This window comes from Stenotrophomonas sp. YJH_SMC_58, from assembly GCF_059369635.1.
This window is the reverse complement of sequence record NZ_JCAFSW010000006.1, coordinates 110,058-126,188: the sequence shown is the minus strand read 5'-3', so window position 1 is coordinate 126,188 and position 16,131 is coordinate 110,058. Positions and strand designations below refer to the sequence as shown.

Genomic DNA, 16,131 nt, shown 5'->3' with positions numbered 1-16,131 from the left:
GAAATCAACCGCGCTGGCGCACGGCCTCGAACAGGCTGACGCCGGCGGCAACGGAGACGTTCAGGCTCTCGATCTCGCCCGGCATCGGGATCTTGACCAGGCCATCGCAGTTCTCGCGGGTCAGGCGGCGCAGGCCATCGGCCTCGCCACCCAGCACCAGGGCAATGTTGCCCTTCAGGTCCAGCTGGTACAGCGACGCAGTGGCTTCGCCGGCCAGGCCGTAGATCCACACGCCCTGCTTCTGCAGGTCCTTCAGGCAACGCGACAGGTTGGTCACCGCCACCACCGGGATCAGATCGGCGGCACCGGCCGAAGTCTTGCGCACGGTCGCGTTCACCGTGGCCGACTTGTCCTTGGGGATGATCACGGCAGTGGCACCTGCGGCAGCCGCCGAGCGCAGGCAAGCGCCAAGGTTGTGCGGGTCCTGCACTTCGTCCAGCACCAGCAGCAGGGCCTTGCCCTCGGCTGCGGTGACCAGGCCTTCCAGCTCGTTCTCGCTGTAAGTGCGGGCGGCGGCATAGCGCGCGGCCACGCCCTGGTGGCGTACCGAACCGCCGACACCGTCCAGCGCCTGGCTGTTCACCTTGCGCACGTCGATGCCCTTGCGGCGAGCGTTTTCCTCGATCTCGGTCAGGCGCGGGTTCTTCGCACCGGCCTCGACCAGCACTTCGCGGACGTTCTCGGCGTCGTTCTCGATGGAGGAGGCGACGGCGTTGACGCCGACGATCCACTGGCTGTTCTTGCTCATGCGGGCGGGGACCGGAAAGGGGGTGGCTATGGTAGAGCATCGGCGGGCCGGGCGCTGCGGCGGGGCTCCTGTTGAGCCGAGCCTGCGCTCGCTGCCCGGGCTGAGGCCGCGGCGACCTGCCAACCGAGCCTGGGCCCGGCGCTACAGGGGCGTTACCGGCTGCGCGGCGGCCAGTGCGGCGTGTCGTGGTCCGGGTGCTGATGGGACACGATGGTGGCCAGGAACTCCAGCGCCGCGATGTCTTCCTCGGTACGACGGGCCGGCAGACCGGCCAACGTATCGACGAACGGCAGCTTGCGCTCGACCCCGTACTGGATGGTCGGCGGCAGGCGTTCCGGTTCGTCGAAGGCGCCGGCCGCCACCGCTACGCCGTCCGGCGCCTCGTAGCTCAGCGGCGTGCCGCAGTCGGCACAGAAGCCCCGGCGCACCACGTTGGAGGACTGGAAATAGCGCGGCTGGCCGCGGGTCCAGCTGAACTGCACGCCGCGCACCGACACCAGCGGTGCGTAGTAGGCACCGAAGGCCTTCTGGCACATCCGGCAATGACAGATCGAACTGTCGGTCAGCGCGCCACGCACCTGGAAGCGGATCGCGCCGCACTGGCAGCCGCCACTGTATTCGGGTTGGCCTTGCATGCGATGTCTCCTGGTGGTGCCGGCCGCTGGCCGGCAACCCGTCGGTGCCGAGGGTGCCATGGATGCCGGCCAGCGGCCGGCACTACCACGGTCATCAGTATTTCTCTTTCTTCCGCTTGGCCGGCTTGCCACGCTCCGGCAGCGGCGGCAGGCCGTCGCCCTCGTCCTCGCCCTTGTGTTCGACCAGGCGGAAGTCGATCTTGCGCTCTTCCATGCTGGCCTTCAGGACCAGGATCCGCACGCGGTCACCCAGCCGGTAGCTGCTGCCGCGGCGCTCGCCGGTCAGCGTCTTGCGGGTCGCGTCGAACTTGTAATAGTCCTGCGGCAGCTGGGTCACGTGCACCAGGCCCTGCACCTTCGACTCATCCAGCTCCACGAACAGGCCGAAGCTGGTCACGCCGCTGATCACGCCATCGAACTGGCCACCCACGTGCTTTTCCATCCACGCCGCGCGGTAACGCTCGTCGACCTCGCGTTCGGCTTCATCGGCACGGCGCTCGCGCTCTGAGCACTGCAGCGCCAGCGCAGCCATTTCGCGCGCGTTGTAGGTGAACTTGTCCAGCGGCTTGCCGGACAGCGCGTGCTTGATCGCGCGGTGTACCAGCAGGTCGGGGTAACGGCGGATCGGCGAGGTGAAGTGCGCGTACGCCTCCAGTGCCAGGCCGAAATGACCGTGGTTTTCCGGGCTGTAGATCGCCAGGCTCTGGCTGCGCAGCAGCACCGATTCCAGCAGCGTGGCATCGGGGCGGTCGCGGATCTTCTTCAGCAGCTTGGTGTAATCGCCCGGGCGCACCTTCGACCACGGCGGCAGGCTCAGCTTGAACTCCTTGAGGAATTCCAGCAGGTCGGCGTACTTGGTTTCCGGCGGCTTCTCGTGGATGCGGTACGGGGCCGGCACATGGCGCGACAGCAGGTACTTCGCCGCCTCCACATTGGCCGCGATCATGCATTCCTCGATCAGCTTGTGCGCGTCATTGCGAACCAGCATGCCGGCCTGGGTCACTTCACCGCGGTTGTCCAGCACGAAGCGCACTTCGCTGCTTTCGAACTCGATGGCGCCACGCTTGGCACGCGCCTTGGACAGGACCTTGTACAGCTGGTGCAGGCGCTGCACCTGCGGCAGCAAGTCGCCCATCCAGGCCTTGGTATCGGCGTCGTCCTCACCCACCGCCTTCCACACCTGGGTGTAGGTCAGGCGCGCATGCGAGTTCATCACCGCTTCGTAGAAGCGCGAATGCGTGACCAGACCGTCGCGGTCGATCTGCATGTCGCAGACGAAGCACATGCGGTCGACCTTCGGCATCAGCGAACAGATCCCGTTGGAGAGCGTCTCCGGCAGCATCGGCACCACGAAGCCCGGGAAGTACACCGAGGTGGCACGCTTCTGCGCCTCTTCGTCCAGTGGCGTGCCGGGCCGGACGTAGTTGGAGACATCGGCAATCGCCACCACCAGCCGGAAGCCATCGGCGTTCGGCTCGCAGTACACCGCGTCGTCGAAGTCCTTGGCATCCTCGCCATCGATGGTGACCAGCGGCATGCTACGCAGGTCGACGCGGTCGCCGATCATCGCCGGCTCGACCACCAGCGGCACCGAGGCGGCTTCGTCCAGCACTTCCTGCGGGAACTCGAACGGCAGTTCATGGCCGTGGATGGCGGTCTCCACCACCAGCGAGGCGGTCAGCTTGTCGCCGAGCACGGCGATGATGCGGCCGATCGGCGGGCGACGGCTGTCCGGCGCCTGGGTCAGTTCGCAGACCACCAGCTGGCCGTCGCGCGCACCACCGGTCTGGTCCGGCGGCACCTGCACGTTGCGCTGCACGCGCTTGTCGTCGGGCACCACGTAGTTGATGCCCATCTCGATGCTGAAGCGACCGATCAGGCGGGTCATGCCGCGCTCCAGCACGCGGGCGATGCTGCCTTCGCGGCGACCACGGTGGTCGATGCCGGTCACGCGGGCCAGCACCTTGTCGCCGTGCATGACCTTGCGCATTTCATACGGCGGCAGGAACAGGTCGTCGCCGCCCTCGACCGGGCGCAGGAAGCCGAACCCCTCCGGGTTGGCGATCACCACGCCGGTGACCAGGTTCAGGGTCTGGATCGGGGCGAAGCCCCCGCGGCGGTTCTGCACCAGCTGGCCGTCGCGGACCATGGCGCCGAGCCGGCGCGACAGTGCTTCGGCGCGGTCCGGGGCGGTCAGGCCCAGGCGTGCGCCCAGTTCCTCTGCCGTCTGCGGCCCTTCGCAACGCTCCAGCAGGGCCAGGATGGCTTCGCGGCTGGCGATGGGCTGTTCGTACTTCTCTGCTTCGCGGGCGGCATAGGGATCGTCGATCACCTTGCCGGTCGGCGGCAACTTGCGGCCCGGGGCCGGGCCCGGTGCGTCGCTGCTGCGGCCCTTGCGGCCACGCGGCGGTGCACCGCCTTCATTCAATTCAGGGAACCAGCCCGGCAACGGCTTGCCCGGCTTGGTGGCGCGGGCCGTGCCCGCCTTGGCGCCCTTCTTCGGGGCCTGGCTGCGGGAGATGCTCCCGCCCTTGCTTGGTTTTTTGGTAGTCATCGCCCTACATGGTAGCCGTTGACGGCGTGCAGAACGGGTCAGTGGCCGTCTTGAAGGCCTTGCGTGAAAAATATTCAGGAAGTCGTTGACAGCCTGCGAATTCATCTTCACAATTGCGCCTCTGGAACGCCCAGGTGGCGGAATTGGTAGACGCACTAGTTTCAGGTACTAGCGGGTAAAACCGTGGAGGTTCGAGTCCTCTCCTGGGCACCAACGAAAAAACTCCTCGCTTCGGCGGGGATTTTTTTTGCCTGCAATCCAGCAACGGGGCCGAATTCCTTTCCGAAGGAAAGCGCTCCGACCCCAAGCGAGTGAGATGGGGTCGGAGCCCGCTCCGCACGCGAAACGGGGTCCGACACCGGATCCAGAAAAAGTGTTGACACCCCCGTAACAACACCCCATAATCTCGCTCCTCGACGCCCAGGTGGCGGAATTGGTAGACGCACTAGTTTCAGGTACTAGCGGGTAAAACCGTGGAGGTTCGAGTCCTCTCCTGGGCACCACGTCGAGAATGAGAAAAACCCGCGAGAGCGGGTTTTTTCATGCCCGGAATCCGGCATCAGAGCAGCGGCCGCAGCACCAGTTCCAGCCCGAGCAGCAGCAGGAAACCCAGGAAGCAGCCCCGGAACACCCGCGCACTGATGCGCTGCCGGATCACCTGCCCCAGCCACATGCCCAGCAATGCCGGCAGCACCGCCAGCGCACTCAGCCCCAGCTGCTGGATGCCGAATGCGCCGTGCAGCACCAGGCCGGCGGTCAGCGAAACCGTTGACACCGTGAACGCCAGCCCCAGCGCCTGCACCAGCTCCTCGCGCTGCAACCCCAGCGACTGCAGGTACGGCACCGCCGGCATCACGAACACGCCGGTGGCGCCGGTCACCACGCCCGACAACGCACCCACCAGCGGCCCCAGCCAACGCTCGCGCCGCTGCTGCACGCGGAACACCGGCGCAAGCAACGCATAGGCGGCATAGACCACCAATGCCACGCCCAGCGCAACGCGCGACCAAGTGCGATCGACCCGCACCAGCAGCGCCGCCGAGCCCAGCGTCACCACCACCACGGCCAGCATCATCGGCCACAGGCGCCGCACGATGCGGTCCAGTGACGGCCCGGACAACAGCTGCCACGCATTGGTGACGAAAGTGGGAATGAACAGCATCGACGCGGCCGACACCGGCGACAGCGTGCTGCCCAGCAGCCCCATCGCCACCGTCGGCAACCCCATCCCAGTCACACCCTTGACCACACCGGCCAGCACGAACACCACCACCAGCAGCACGTAGAAGTACATCGATTCATTCATGCCTTCATTGGATCGGCCGGCCGCTCGGCGCACAATGCGGTGTTTCCGGCCTTGCCTTCGGCTGATCCGAAGGCGCAGCCGTTGCGATGAGGGCATCACATGCGGATGGATATCGCCGACCTGCGCCTGTTCCTGGCGATTGCCGAGGCGGGCAGCATCACGGCCGGCGCAGCGCAGGCAAACCTGGCACTGGCGTCGGCCAGCGAACGCCTGCGCACGATCGAAGCCGATGCCGGCACCGCGTTGTTGAACCGGCACCCCCGCGGCGTCAGCCTGACCGAAGCCGGCGCCGCCCTCGCCCACCATGCACGATTGATCCTGCAGCAGCAGGCGCAGCTGCGCGGTGAACTGCAGGCGTTCGCGCACGGCGCGCGCGGCACACTGCATCTGTATGCCAACACCGCAGCACTGACCAACTACCTGCCTTCGCGGCTGGCACCGTGGCTGGCCGAACGCCCGCGCCTGCACGTGGAACTGCTGGAGCGCACCAGCCCCGAAGTCGTGCGTGCGATCAACGCTGGCCAGGCCGAAGCCGGCATCATCAGTGATGCGGTCGACGCTGCCGGCCTGCAGCAGCACGTGGTCGCCGAAGATCCACTGGTGATGCTGCTGCCCGCGGAACACCGGTTCGCATCGCGGCGCAGCGTGGCCTTCGCCGATGTTGCCGGCGAGACCTTCGTCGCGCTGGCCGACGGCAATGCACTGCAGGCCTACATCGAAGACCAGGCACGCGGCATCGGGCGACGCCTGGACGTGCGCATCCGCATGAAGACCTTCGAAGGCGTGTGCATCATGGTCGGCCACGGCATTGGTGTCGGCATCGTGCCGCGCACCATCGCCCGCCATCATCGACGCAATACCCGTACTGTTGCGGTTCCGCTTGCAGATGCGTGGGCACAGCGCCGCCTGTGCGCCTGTTTCGCCGGATGGGCGCAGCTGTCACCGGCGATGCGCAGCCTGCTGCTTCACCTGGGCGTGCAGCCGCAGAAAAATGTGTGAAATGTTGTTGACACACTCTCTGCCGTCCCGCACAATTCATCTCCTGAGTCGCCCAGGTGGCGGAATTGGTAGACGCACTAGTTTCAGGTACTAGCGGGTAAAACCGTGGAGGTTCGAGTCCTCTCCTGGGCACCACGACTCAAGATGATCAAACCCGCGAAAGCGGGTTTTTTCGTTTCCGGGGTTTGGCGATCCTGGCATCGCAACCGCCACTCGGACTGTCGTATCTCGCACCGTCCGGGCGTCGTCTGCGGGTGCATACCTCCTCCTGGCGCGTCGTCACCAGACCTTGAACGGCCCCCTTTTGGGGCGCATTTCACGTTCCCCGTTCAATTCGTACTTTTCCTAGTCGAGATCCACCCGATTCCTTTTCGGTGGGAGGCAGATTTGCGGGAGCCGGTTGCAGGTGTATCGCCACGACCTGACCAGCGCCCCTCCTCTCCCCCAAAGGACGCACCAATGCAGCGCAGCATCATCTGCCCACACTGCCATACCGGCTCGAACCACGGCGTAAGCGTATGCGTGGGATGCCAGGCCGAGGTCCACTACGGCGCATCAAAGGAGGCCGTAATGCTTGTCTTTGTCGCCGCCATCATCTGCGGCGCACTTGTCGGCAGCCGATTTCAGGCCACTGCCGGCTGGCTCGCATGCGGCGCCATACTTGTGGCGGGGATCTGGGCCATTTCCCGATGGTCTTCCGACCGGGTGGTGTTCAAACGCGTCTATCGCACGCGCTGAACCTGCGCCGTTGCACCACCCCGAGGGCAATGCCCGCGCGACCAGCGTCGCCCCAACAAAAACCCCGCCTCGCGGCGGGGTCAAAATACAGCACGGTGTTTCCAGGGAGTTTCAGTGTCCACCACCGGCGGCTGCACCCGCACCTGCGCCGAATGGCGGCTTGGCCAGCCACAGGAACGTAATGATCGCCAGGAAGATCCAGCCCAGCAGGAAGAAGATGTCGTTGAAGCCCATCTGCGATGCCTGGTGGTTGATCATGTTGTTCAGTACCGCTGCGCCGTGCTGCAGGTCGCCCTGCCCCATCGCCGTGACCTGGTCCTGCATGCCCGGCTGATAGGCCGAGATATGCTCGGTCAGGTCGGCATGGTGCACCTGGGTGCGCCGCGCCCACAGCCACGTCGTCAGCGACGCCGCGAAACTGCCACCCAGCGTACGCAGGAACGTGGCCAGGCCGGAGCCCGCCGCGATCTCGCGTCCATCCAGGTCCGACAGCAGGATCTGCAGCACCGGCATGAAGAACAGCGCGACGCCGATGCCCATGATCAGCTGTACGCCGGCCACGTGCATGTAGTCCACCTGCAGGTTGAAGTTCGATCGCAGGAAGCTGGTCATCGACAACACGATGAACGCGACCGTGGCCAGCATGCGCATATCGAAGCGCGACGCATACTTGCCCACGAACGGGGTCATGATCACCGGCAGGATGCCGATCGGCGCCGTCGCCAGGCCCGCCCAGATCGCGGTGTAGCCCATGTCACGCTGCAGCCACTGCGGGATCAGCAGCGCCACGCTGAAGAACGCCGCGTAGGCCACCACCATCGCCAGCGTACCGGCGCGGAAGTTGCGGTGCCGGAACAGCTTCAGGTCAACGATCGGATCCTTGTCGGTCAGCTCCCAGATCAGGAACACCGTCAGCGTCACCACCGCCACGCAGGCCAGCACCACGATCTTCATCGACGAGAACCAGTCCTCGTCGTTGCCCAGGTCGAGGACCAGCTGAAGCGCACCGACGCCGATCACCAGGGTGACCAGGCCGACGTAGTCCATCTTCGGCTTCTCGATCTGCTCCGGGCGCCCCTTCAGCTGGTTGCCCACCACCAGCGCAGCGAAGATGCCCAGCGGCACGTTGATCAGGAAGATCCACTCCCAGCTGTAGTTGTCGGTGATCCAGCCACCGAGGATCGGGCCACAGATCGGCGCAACCACCGTGATCATCGCCAGCAGTGCCAATGCCTGCCCGCGTTTCTCGCGCGGATAGATCGAGACCAGCAGCGACTGCGTGATCGGGTACATCGGGCCGGCAACGAACCCCTGCAGCGCACGCGACAGCACCAGCATGCCCATGCTCTGCGCCAGGCCGCACAGCAGCGAGGTGATGACGAAGGCCAGCGTGGCCCAGACGAACAGCTTGCGTTCGCCGAAACGGCGGCTGAGCCAGCCGGTCAGCGGCAGCGCGATGGCCGTGCTGACCGCGAACGAGGTGATGACCCAGGTCGCCTGCTGCGAACTGGCGCCGAGATTGCCGGCGATGGTCGGCAGCGAGACGTTGGCGATGGTGGTGTCGAGCACCTGCATGAACGAGGCCATCGCCAGGCCCACGGTGCACAGTGCGACGCTGGGCGGCAGGAACCCGGAGGCCGCACCCGGCGCCGCCGGTGCGCCCGGAGCGCCGGGCGCGGCTGGAGCTTGTGCGGACATGGCGACCTCAGCCCACCTTCGCCTGCTGCTGCGGCAGGTTGCCCTGGATGATCGTGTGGATCACCTCGTCGGCATCATGCAGCTGCTTGGCATACACGTCGGTGTCGAACACCGTGCCCTTGGCCGGAGTGCTCGGCAGCACTTCGCCCTTCTGGTCGCGCAGGCTCACTTCAGCCTTCATCGACAGGCCGATGCGCAGCGGGTGTTCGGCCAGCTGCTTGGCATCGATGGCGATGCGCACCGGCACGCGCTGCACGATCTTGATCCAGTTGCCGCTGGCGTTCTGCGCCGGCAGCAGCGAGAACGCGGAGCCGGTGCCCAGGCCAAGGCTCTGGATGCGGCCCTTGTACTTCACGTCACCGGCGTACAGGTCCGACTTCAGTTCCACTTCCTGGCCCAGGCGCATGTGGCGCAGCTGGGTTTCCTTGAAGTTGGCCTCGACCCACATCTGCTCGGTCGGCACCACGGCCATCAGGGCATTGCCCGGCTGCACGCGCTGGCCGACCTGCACCGAACGCCGGGCGACGTAGCCGGTGACCGGCGCGACGATGCCGGCGCGGGCGTTGTTGAGGAAGGCCTGGCGCAGCTGCGCGGCAGCCGCCTGCACGTCCGGCTGGGTGGCGATCACGGTGTCGTCGACCAGCGCGCGGTTGCGCTCGACGGTCTCGCGCGAGCCGGCCACGGCCGCTTCGGCGGCAGCCAGCTCGTCACGGGCGTGGGCCAGTTCTTCGTTGGAGATGGCGCCGGTGGCGGCCAGGTCCTTGCGGCGGGCGAAGTCTTCGCGCACGCGCTTCAGGGTCACCTGGCGGGCGTTCAAGTCCGCCTGGGCGCCTTCCACGCTGCGGTACAGACCACGGGTCTGGCGCACCGTCTTGGCCAGGTTGGCTTCGGCCTGCTGCAGTGCCACCGCGGTGTCGGACGGGTCCAGCTGCACCAGCAGCTGGCCGCGCTCCACGCGCATGCCGTCATCGGCGTTGATGGCGACCACGGTACCGGCCACCAGCGGGGTGATCTGCACCTGGTTGCCCTGCACGTAGGCATCGTCGGTCTCTTCGAACCAACGGCCGAACATGAAGTACCACAGCGCCAGTGCGGCAAGCAGCAGCACGACGATCACGAACAGGCCGCGCAGCAGGTTGCCGCGGCGGTTGGGGGCGGCCGGGGCCGCGGTGTCTTGGGTCTGGCTCATGGCGGGCGTCTTCAGGAATGCGAGGAATCGGAATGGGAGGCGATCGGTGCGCGGTCGGCGTCAGCGGGCTGGAAACCACCGCCCAGCGCCTTGCTCAGGCGCACCGAGGACTGCACCTGCTGCGACTGCAGGCCGGCCAGCTGCTGCTGCGACTGCAGCAGGGTGGACTGCGCGGTCAGCACGTCCAGGTAGCTGCCGATGCCGGCGCGGTAACGCTGCTGGGCCAGGTCGAAGGCCGAGCGTGCGGTATCGACCGCCTGCTGCTGCGAGTGCGCCTGCTGCGCCAGCGAGCGCACCGCGTTGACCTGGTCGGCGACGTCGCGCAGTGCGTCGAGCACGGCCTGGTTGTAGTTGGCCACCGCCAGGTCGTACTGCGCATCAGTGTTGGCCAGGTTGGCGCGCAGCTTGCCGCCTTCGAAGATCGGCAGGCTCAGCGCCGGGCCGATGTAGGCGAAGGTGGAGCTGCTCTTCAGCAGGTCGCCCACGTTCGGAGCGACCACGCCGGCCAGCGCGGTCAGGTTGAAGCTCGGGTAGAACCTGGTCTTGGCAACCTTGATCTGCTTGTCGGCCGCTTCAACGCGCCAGCGTGCGGCAACGATGTCGGGGCGACGGCCCAGCAGTTCGCTGGGCAGCACGCCCGGCAGCTGCAGCGCCACCGGGTTCAGCGGCTGCGGGCGCTGGATCGACAGGCCACGGTCCGGGCCCTTGCCGACCAGCGCGGCCAGTGCGGTGCGGGCCGCGTCGATCCGCTGCTGCGCAGCCTGCACCTGCTGCTGGGCGGCCGGCACGCGGGCCTCGGCCTGGCGCACCTGCAGGTCACTGTCGATGCCGGCGCGGCGGCGCTGGCGGGTCAGTTCCAGCGACTTCTGCGAACGGGCCAGCTCTTCCTCGGCCACATCGTTGAGCTGCCACGCATAGGCCAGGTCGGCATAGGCCTGGGTGATGCCGGTGGACAGGTTCAGGCGGGCCGCCTGCGCCTCGACAGTGGCGGCATGCGCGCCATCCACGGCGGCTTCCCAGGCGGCGCGCTTGCCGCCCCACAGGTCCACGCCATAGCTGAAGTCGAAGGCGACCTGGCTGCTGCCGGCGTAATGGCCACCGATCTCGCCGCCTGCCATCGACTCAGGCAGGCGCAGCCCGGTATAGCCACCGGACACCGACAGGCTGGGCAGCTCATCGGCACGTGCGGTGCCGACCTGGGCTTGGGCCTGGCGCAGGCGCGCGTCTGCGGCGTCCAGGCTCGGGTGGCCGGCCAGGCCCTCGGCGACCAGCGCGTCCAGCTGCGCATCGCCCAGCGCCTTCCACCAGTCCTGCGCCGGGAAGCCGGTGGCGCTCAGGTCGGTGTCGGCCAGGTTGCGTTCGCTGTGCAGGCTGTCCACGTCAAGCACGTGGCCCTGCGGGTTGAGACCACGACTGCTGGCGCAGGCGGCCAGGGCCAGGGCCAGCGCTGACACCAGCAGCGCGCGCCCGGACCGGCGGAGAGTGGAATGCGGGATCGGGTTCATGGGGTCGTCAGGGAATCGCGGATTCGGGTAAGGAGGGACAGCAGCAGCGTGCGCTCGTCGGCGGAAAGATCACGCAGGGCGTAATCCATCACCGCGTCGCCACGCAGCTTCAACCGCGCCCACAATGCGCGGCCTTCATCGGTCAGCACGATCTGCAGCGCACGCCGGTCCTGCGCATGCGGTTCGCGGCGGACGCAGCCCAGTGCCTCGAGCTTGTCCAGCAGGCGGGTGACTGCGCTGGGTACCTGGTCGATGGCCTGGGCCAGTTCGTTGGCCGTGCACGGGGCCATGTGCGAGAGCACCTTCAACCCGATGTAGTGGGTGAAGCCGATCCCCAGGTCTTCTTCAGCCATGGACGCGTCGAGTTGCCGGACCAGGCCGTCGCGCACCTGGCGCAGCAGCAGCCCGAAGCTGGGGGGAGTGGTTGCAGGACAGATCATGGGGGAGCATTCTCTTCCAAAAAAAATATTTCTCAATGGAAATATTCGATCTGGCATCGAATGCTGTGTTGCAGCAGTGGGCTGGATCAATGAAGGCGCCTACCTTAATGATCTGGTCAGGTGGCCCGGTAGTACAATTCAGCCAATGGATGACACATTTCAGCCAGCGGACATGATGAACAAGGCAGAAATTCCCGCTCCCAAGCGCCTGCTCAGGGACGACGCACTGGATTGGTTCGAGCGCAACGATGGCCCACCGGTGGTCGCTTTCCGCTTCGACAGCCCGCAGGGGCTGGTCCGGGAAGTGGACTGGCACCACCACCAGCGCGCCCAGCTGATCTGTGTCGAGCGTGGCCTGCTGACCACCCGCACCTCGCACGGGACGTGGTCGCTGGCGCCGGGCTCGGCCGGCTGGATGCCGCCGCTGGAGCCGCATACGGTGACCCTGGATGGTCCGCTGCGCGGTTGGGGCATGGCACTGGCCGCGCCGGCCTGCGCCACCCTGCCCGCCGATCCCTGCGTACTGGGCCTGTCCAAGCTGGCGCAGGCGCTGGCCGACCGCATCTGCGAATGGCCGCTGGGCTATGACACCACGCCCGAGCGCCAGCACATCATCGAGGTGCTGCTGGACGAGATCCGCACCGCGCCGCGCCAGCGCATGCACCTGCCGATGCCGCACGACCGGCGCCTGCTGAAGATCGCCTCGCAGCTGCTGGCCGACCCGTCCGACGAGCGCAGCCTGGCCGAATGGGCGCATTGGGCCGGCCTGTCGCCGCGCAGCCTGACCCGTCACTTCCGCGACGAGACCACGCTCAGCTTCGCCCAGTGGCGGCAACAGGCCCGCCTGTCCGAAGCCCTGCGCCAGCTGACCGATGGCCGCAGCGTGGCCGACATCGCCCATGCACTGGGCTTCAGCAGCGCCAGCGCCTTCGTCACCGTGTTCCGCCGCCACTTCGGGCTGCCACCGGGGCGCTACCTGGCGCGGGCCGGGCATGGCCTCGAAACCGGGCTGGACCCTGCACGTGGCTTGGCATCCCCCGCCGCATCCGGATAATCACAGGATTGCGAGCGGCGACCGCCGTCGCCGCCTCCCGACATAGGTAACAACGCCGCATGACCGAACTTGCCCGCCCCGTGTTCCACGGATTCGAACAACTGCCGCTGCGCGAGTACGCCGAACGCGCCTACCTCGACTACTCGATGTACGTGGTCCTGGACCGCGCCCTGCCGTTCATCGGCGACGGCCTGAAGCCGGTGCAGCGCCGCATCATCTATTCGATGAGCGAGCTGGGCCTGAATGCCGCGTCCAAGCCGAAGAAGTCCGCGCGCACCGTCGGTGACGTCATCGGTAAGTACCACCCGCACGGCGACAGCGCGTGCTACGAGGCGCTGGTGCTGATGGCGCAGCCGTTCTCGTACCGCTACCCGCTGATCGAGGGCCAGGGCAACTTCGGCTCCAGCGATGACCCGAAGTCGTTCGCGGCGATGCGTTACACCGAATCCAAGCTGACCCCGATCGCCGAAGTACTGCTGGGCGAACTGGGCCAGGGCACCACCGACTGGGCACCGAACTTCGACGGCACCCTGCAGGAACCGACCTGGATGCCAGCGCGGCTGCCGCACCTGCTGCTGAACGGCACCACCGGCATCGCCGTGGGCATGGCCACCGACGTGCCGCCGCACAATCTCAACGAGATCGTCAGCGCACTGCTGCACCTGCTGGACAACCCCGATGCGACCGTGCGCGACCTGTGCGAGCACGTGCAGGGCCCGGACTACCCGTCCAGCGCCGAGATCATCACCGCCGCCAACGATCTGCGGAACATCTACGAGACCGGCAACGGCAGCGTGCGTGCGCGTGCGACCTTCAACAAGGAAGCCAACAACATCGTGGTGACGGCGCTGCCGTTCCAGGTGTCGCCGTCGAAGGTGATCGAGCAGATCGCCGCGCAGATGCGCGCCAAGAAGCTGCCGTGGCTGGAAGACATCCGCGACGAATCCGACCACGCCAACCCGGTGCGCGTGGTGCTGGTGCCACGTTCCAACCGCGTCGACGCCGACCAGCTGATGGGCCACCTGTTCGCGACAACGGACCTGGAGCGCAGCTACCGCGTCAACCTCAACGTGATCGGGCTGGACGGCCGTCCGCAGGTGAAGAACCTGAAGATGCTGCTCAGCGAATGGCTGACCTTCCGCAGCAACACCGTCACCCGCCGCCTGCAGCACCGCCTGCAGAAGGTCGAGCGCCGCCTGCACCTGCTGGAAGGCCTGCTGGTCGCCTTCCTCAACCTGGACGAGGTGATCCACATCATCCGTACCGAGGACGAACCGAAGGCAGCGCTGATCGCGCGCTTCGGCCTGTCCGAGGAACAGGCCGAGTACATCCTGGAAACCAAGCTGAAGCAGCTGGCCCGCCTGGAAGAGATGAAGATCCGCGGCGAGCAGGACGAGCTGGTCAAGGAACGCGAGAAGATCCTCGGCATCCTCGACAGCAAGGCCAAGCTGAAGAAGCTGATCCGCGACGAACTGACGGCCGACGCCAAGAAGTTCGGCGACGCGCGCCGTTCGCCGCTGGTGCAGCGCCAGGCCGCGCAGGCCATCGACGAGACCGAGCTGGTGCCGAGCGAGCCGATGACCGTGGTGCTGTCGGAAAAGGGCTGGATCCGTGCCGCCAAGGGCCATGACGTCGATGCGTCCGCCCTCTCCTACCGCGACGGTGATGCCCTGCAGGGCGCGGTGCGTGCGCGCAGCACCCAGCAGGTCGCGTTCCTCGACAGCGAGGGCCGCGCCTACTCGACGCCGGTGCACACCCTGCCCTCCGCGCGTGGCAACGGCGAGCCGCTGACCGGCCGCTTCTCGCCGGCAGCGGGTACCAGCTTCGTGACCCTGGCCAGTGCCGAGCCGGATGCCCGCTTCGTGCTGGCCTCCAGCCATGGCTACGGCTTCGTCACCCGCTTCGAGAACCTGATCGGTCGCAACAAGGCCGGCAAGGCGATGCTGAACCTGTCGTCCGGCTCGTCGGTGCTCACCCCGTCGATGGTCGCCAACGTGGCCACCGACCGCATCGTGGCGGTGACCAGTTCCGGCAACCTGCTGGCGATCGCCGCCAACGACCTGCCGGAACTGGACAAGGGCAAGGGCAACAAGATCATCGAGATCCCGAAGGCCAAGCTCGCCACTGAACGCGTGGTCGCCATCGTGGCGATCAGCCCGGGGCAGACCCTGCAGGTGCGCAGCGGTCAGCGCACGATGGGCCTGAAGTTCAACGAGCTCGACGCCTACCTCGGCGCCCGCGCCACCCGCGGCCACCTGCTGCCGCGCGGCTGGCAGAAGGTGGAAGGGTTGTCGGTGGAATAAGGGCTTGGGCCCTGCCCCTGGTGGGTGTCAACCTTGGTTGAGGTGGGTGTCAACCTTGGTTGACACGCATTACCCCGGCAAACGCCAACCTCGGTTGGCGTTTTCGATCCCAATGGGGTCAGAGCCGTTTTCGTTGAAAACGGATCCGACCCCGGACACGAAAAAGCCGGGGCATTCCCCGGCTTTTTCGTTGTCGGCTGGCGGGCGATGGAGCAGCTGGCTGGCGAAGGCTGGCTGGCGGTGCTCCGGTGCTGGCGGGCGACATTGCTTTGTGCGCCTGGTAGAGCCGACCGCTGGTCGGCTGCTCTGCAAAAAGCAGCCGACCAGCGGTCGGCTCTACCGAAGCGCGGTGCCGGCTCAGTGCGCCGGGGCGCCGTTGCCGTCGATCTTGCTCAGCTGGTACAGCTCCAGGCCGATGCGCTTGATCAGGCCCAGCTGCTGCTCCAGCCACCAGGCGTGGTCTTCCTCGGTGTCCTTCAGCTGCGCCAGCAGGATGTCGCGGCTCACGTAGTCACCCTTCTCCTCGCACAGCTTCATGCCGGCGGCGAGATTGTTCCGAACCGCGTATTCAGTGTCGAGATCCTTCTGCAGCATCTCTTCCACGGTCTTGCCCGGCTCGGTGGCATGCGGGCGCATGTCCGGGTCGCCGCCCAGGAACAGGATCCGGCGCAGCAGCGCATCGGCGTGCTGGGTTTCCTCTTCCATCTCGTGGTTCAGGCGTTCGTACAGCGCGAACAGGCCCTGGTCCTCGTAGCGGCGGGAATGGATGAAGTACTGGTCGCGGGCAGCAAGCTCGCCGCGCAGCAGTTCCTTCAGGCAGGCGATGACGTCCGGGTTGCCTTTCATGGGGGGCTCCTGTGAATCGATGCGGCATAGGGTGCCGCATTTCAAAATACGGTGATCTAATCGGAATCAGTCGCAGTTGCGCCTGCGGCTACAATCGGCCCACGAGTTCGGAAAGG

Annotated in this window: 12 protein-coding genes, 3 tRNA genes and 1 pseudogene; 7 read left to right on the top strand and 9 right to left on the bottom strand. The window is 66.7% G+C overall.

What is annotated here, in order from left to right:
• Positions 1–4: 4 nt before the first annotated feature.
• The 3 genes and pseudogenes from rlmB to rnr form a co-directional block, all read right to left on the bottom strand.
• Positions 5–748 carry a 23S rRNA (guanosine(2251)-2'-O)-methyltransferase RlmB gene (gene rlmB, locus AC5P68_RS10150; RefSeq protein WP_005408775.1) on the bottom strand — a complete coding sequence of 248 codons (744 nt, stop codon included), beginning with the start codon at positions 746–748 and terminating at the stop codon, positions 5–7.
• A gap of 152 nt (positions 749–900) precedes the next feature.
• Positions 901–1,383, bottom strand: coding sequence for a GFA family protein (locus tag AC5P68_RS10145; protein ID WP_033834106.1), 483 nt, complete (start codon positions 1,381–1,383; stop codon positions 901–903).
• Positions 1,384–1,477: 94 nt separating this feature from the next.
• Positions 1,478–3,706, bottom strand: a pseudogene (rnr, locus tag AC5P68_RS10140) (ribonuclease R); the annotation flags it as partial.
• A gap of 359 nt (positions 3,707–4,065) precedes the next feature.
• Here rnr and AC5P68_RS10135 point away from each other — a divergent pair.
• A tRNA-Leu gene (locus tag AC5P68_RS10135) sits at positions 4,066–4,150 on the top strand.
• Between the two features lie 205 nt (positions 4,151–4,355).
• Positions 4,356–4,440 (top strand) — tRNA-Leu (locus AC5P68_RS10130).
• Positions 4,441–4,496: 56 nt separating this feature from the next.
• On the opposite strand, the gene AC5P68_RS10125 is transcribed toward AC5P68_RS10130, so the two are convergent.
• Complete coding sequence (locus tag AC5P68_RS10125; RefSeq protein WP_032966543.1) at positions 4,497–5,243, bottom strand: sulfite exporter TauE/SafE family protein; 747 nt, start codon at positions 5,241–5,243, stop codon at positions 4,497–4,499.
• Positions 5,244–5,342: 99 nt separating this feature from the next.
• On the opposite strand from AC5P68_RS10125, the gene AC5P68_RS10120 reads away from it, so the two are divergent.
• The 3 genes from AC5P68_RS10120 to AC5P68_RS10110 all read left to right on the top strand — a co-directional run bounded on the left by AC5P68_RS10120 (position 5,343) and on the right by AC5P68_RS10110 (position 6,980).
• The gene (locus AC5P68_RS10120) at positions 5,343–6,242 is read left to right on the top strand and encodes a LysR family transcriptional regulator (RefSeq protein WP_049452650.1); all 900 of its coding nucleotides are present in this window, start codon (positions 5,343–5,345) and stop codon (positions 6,240–6,242) included.
• Between the two features lie 50 nt (positions 6,243–6,292).
• Positions 6,293–6,377: transfer RNA gene (locus AC5P68_RS10115), tRNA-Leu, on the top strand.
• 324 nt (positions 6,378–6,701) lie between these two features.
• Complete coding sequence (locus AC5P68_RS10110) at positions 6,702–6,980, top strand: hypothetical protein (protein ID WP_049453161.1); 279 nt, start codon at positions 6,702–6,704, stop codon at positions 6,978–6,980.
• A gap of 111 nt (positions 6,981–7,091) precedes the next feature.
• Here AC5P68_RS10110 and emrB read toward each other — a convergent pair whose 3' ends face one another.
• The 4 genes from emrB to emrR are packed head-to-tail and all read right to left on the bottom strand — an operon-like array spanning position 7,092 to position 11,812.
• Positions 7,092–8,678 (bottom strand): multidrug efflux MFS transporter permease subunit EmrB, encoded by a 1,587-nt coding sequence (gene emrB / locus AC5P68_RS10105; RefSeq protein WP_005408769.1) that lies wholly within the window; start codon positions 8,676–8,678, stop codon positions 7,092–7,094.
• 7 nt (positions 8,679–8,685) lie between these two features.
• On the bottom strand, positions 8,686–9,867 hold the full coding sequence (gene emrA / locus AC5P68_RS10100; protein ID WP_005408768.1) for a multidrug efflux MFS transporter periplasmic adaptor subunit EmrA: 1,182 nt from the start codon (positions 9,865–9,867) through the stop codon (positions 8,686–8,688).
• A gap of 11 nt (positions 9,868–9,878) precedes the next feature.
• A complete protein-coding gene (emrC, locus tag AC5P68_RS10095; RefSeq protein WP_414497970.1) occupies positions 9,879–11,372 on the bottom strand; it encodes a multidrug efflux transporter outer membrane subunit EmrC in 1,494 nt (497 codons plus the stop codon).
• Complete coding sequence (gene emrR / locus AC5P68_RS10090; RefSeq protein ID WP_005408766.1) at positions 11,369–11,812, bottom strand: multidrug efflux system transcriptional regulator EmrR; 444 nt, start codon at positions 11,810–11,812, stop codon at positions 11,369–11,371. The genes emrC and emrR overlap by 4 nt, the downstream gene beginning before the upstream one ends.
• Before the next feature lie 172 nt (positions 11,813–11,984).
• Between emrR and AC5P68_RS10085 the strand changes: the two genes are divergently transcribed.
• Together AC5P68_RS10085 and parC are read left to right on the top strand one after the other, a co-directional pair.
• Positions 11,985–12,866, top strand: a complete 882-nt coding sequence (locus tag AC5P68_RS10085) for a helix-turn-helix domain-containing protein (RefSeq protein ID WP_005408765.1) — start codon at positions 11,985–11,987, stop codon at positions 12,864–12,866.
• A gap of 59 nt (positions 12,867–12,925) precedes the next feature.
• The gene (gene parC, locus AC5P68_RS10080) at positions 12,926–15,169 is read left to right on the top strand and encodes a DNA topoisomerase IV subunit A (protein WP_288419516.1); all 2,244 of its coding nucleotides are present in this window, start codon (positions 12,926–12,928) and stop codon (positions 15,167–15,169) included.
• A gap of 357 nt (positions 15,170–15,526) precedes the next feature.
• On the opposite strand, the gene bfr is transcribed toward parC, so the two are convergent.
• On the bottom strand, positions 15,527–16,015 hold the full coding sequence (gene bfr / locus AC5P68_RS10075; RefSeq protein ID WP_005408763.1) for a bacterioferritin: 489 nt from the start codon (positions 16,013–16,015) through the stop codon (positions 15,527–15,529).
• Positions 16,016–16,131: the final 116 nt, after the last annotated feature.

Coding starts and splice junctions, on each gene's coding strand:
- emrA (WP_005408768.1), bottom strand. CDS start 9,867: ATGAGCCAGACCCAAGACACCGCGGCCCCGGCCGCCCCCAACCGCCGC.
- AC5P68_RS10145 (WP_033834106.1), bottom strand. CDS start 1,383: ATGCAAGGCCAACCCGAATACAGTGGCGGCTGCCAGTGCGGCGCGATC.
- AC5P68_RS10085 (WP_005408765.1), top strand. CDS start 11,985: ATGATGAACAAGGCAGAAATTCCCGCTCCCAAGCGCCTGCTCAGGGAC.
- rlmB (WP_005408775.1), bottom strand. CDS start 748: ATGAGCAAGAACAGCCAGTGGATCGTCGGCGTCAACGCCGTCGCCTCC.
- emrC (WP_414497970.1), bottom strand. CDS start 11,372: ATGAACCCGATCCCGCATTCCACTCTCCGCCGGTCCGGGCGCGCGCTG.
- parC (WP_288419516.1), top strand. CDS start 12,926: ATGACCGAACTTGCCCGCCCCGTGTTCCACGGATTCGAACAACTGCCG.
- emrR (WP_005408766.1), bottom strand. CDS start 11,812: ATGATCTGTCCTGCAACCACTCCCCCCAGCTTCGGGCTGCTGCTGCGC.
- AC5P68_RS10110 (WP_049453161.1), top strand. CDS start 6,702: ATGCAGCGCAGCATCATCTGCCCACACTGCCATACCGGCTCGAACCAC.
- AC5P68_RS10125 (WP_032966543.1), bottom strand. CDS start 5,243: ATGAATGAATCGATGTACTTCTACGTGCTGCTGGTGGTGGTGTTCGTG.
- bfr (WP_005408763.1), bottom strand. CDS start 16,015: ATGAAAGGCAACCCGGACGTCATCGCCTGCCTGAAGGAACTGCTGCGC.
- emrB (WP_005408769.1), bottom strand. CDS start 8,678: ATGTCCGCACAAGCTCCAGCCGCGCCCGGCGCTCCGGGCGCACCGGCG.
- AC5P68_RS10120 (WP_049452650.1), top strand. CDS start 5,343: ATGCGGATGGATATCGCCGACCTGCGCCTGTTCCTGGCGATTGCCGAG.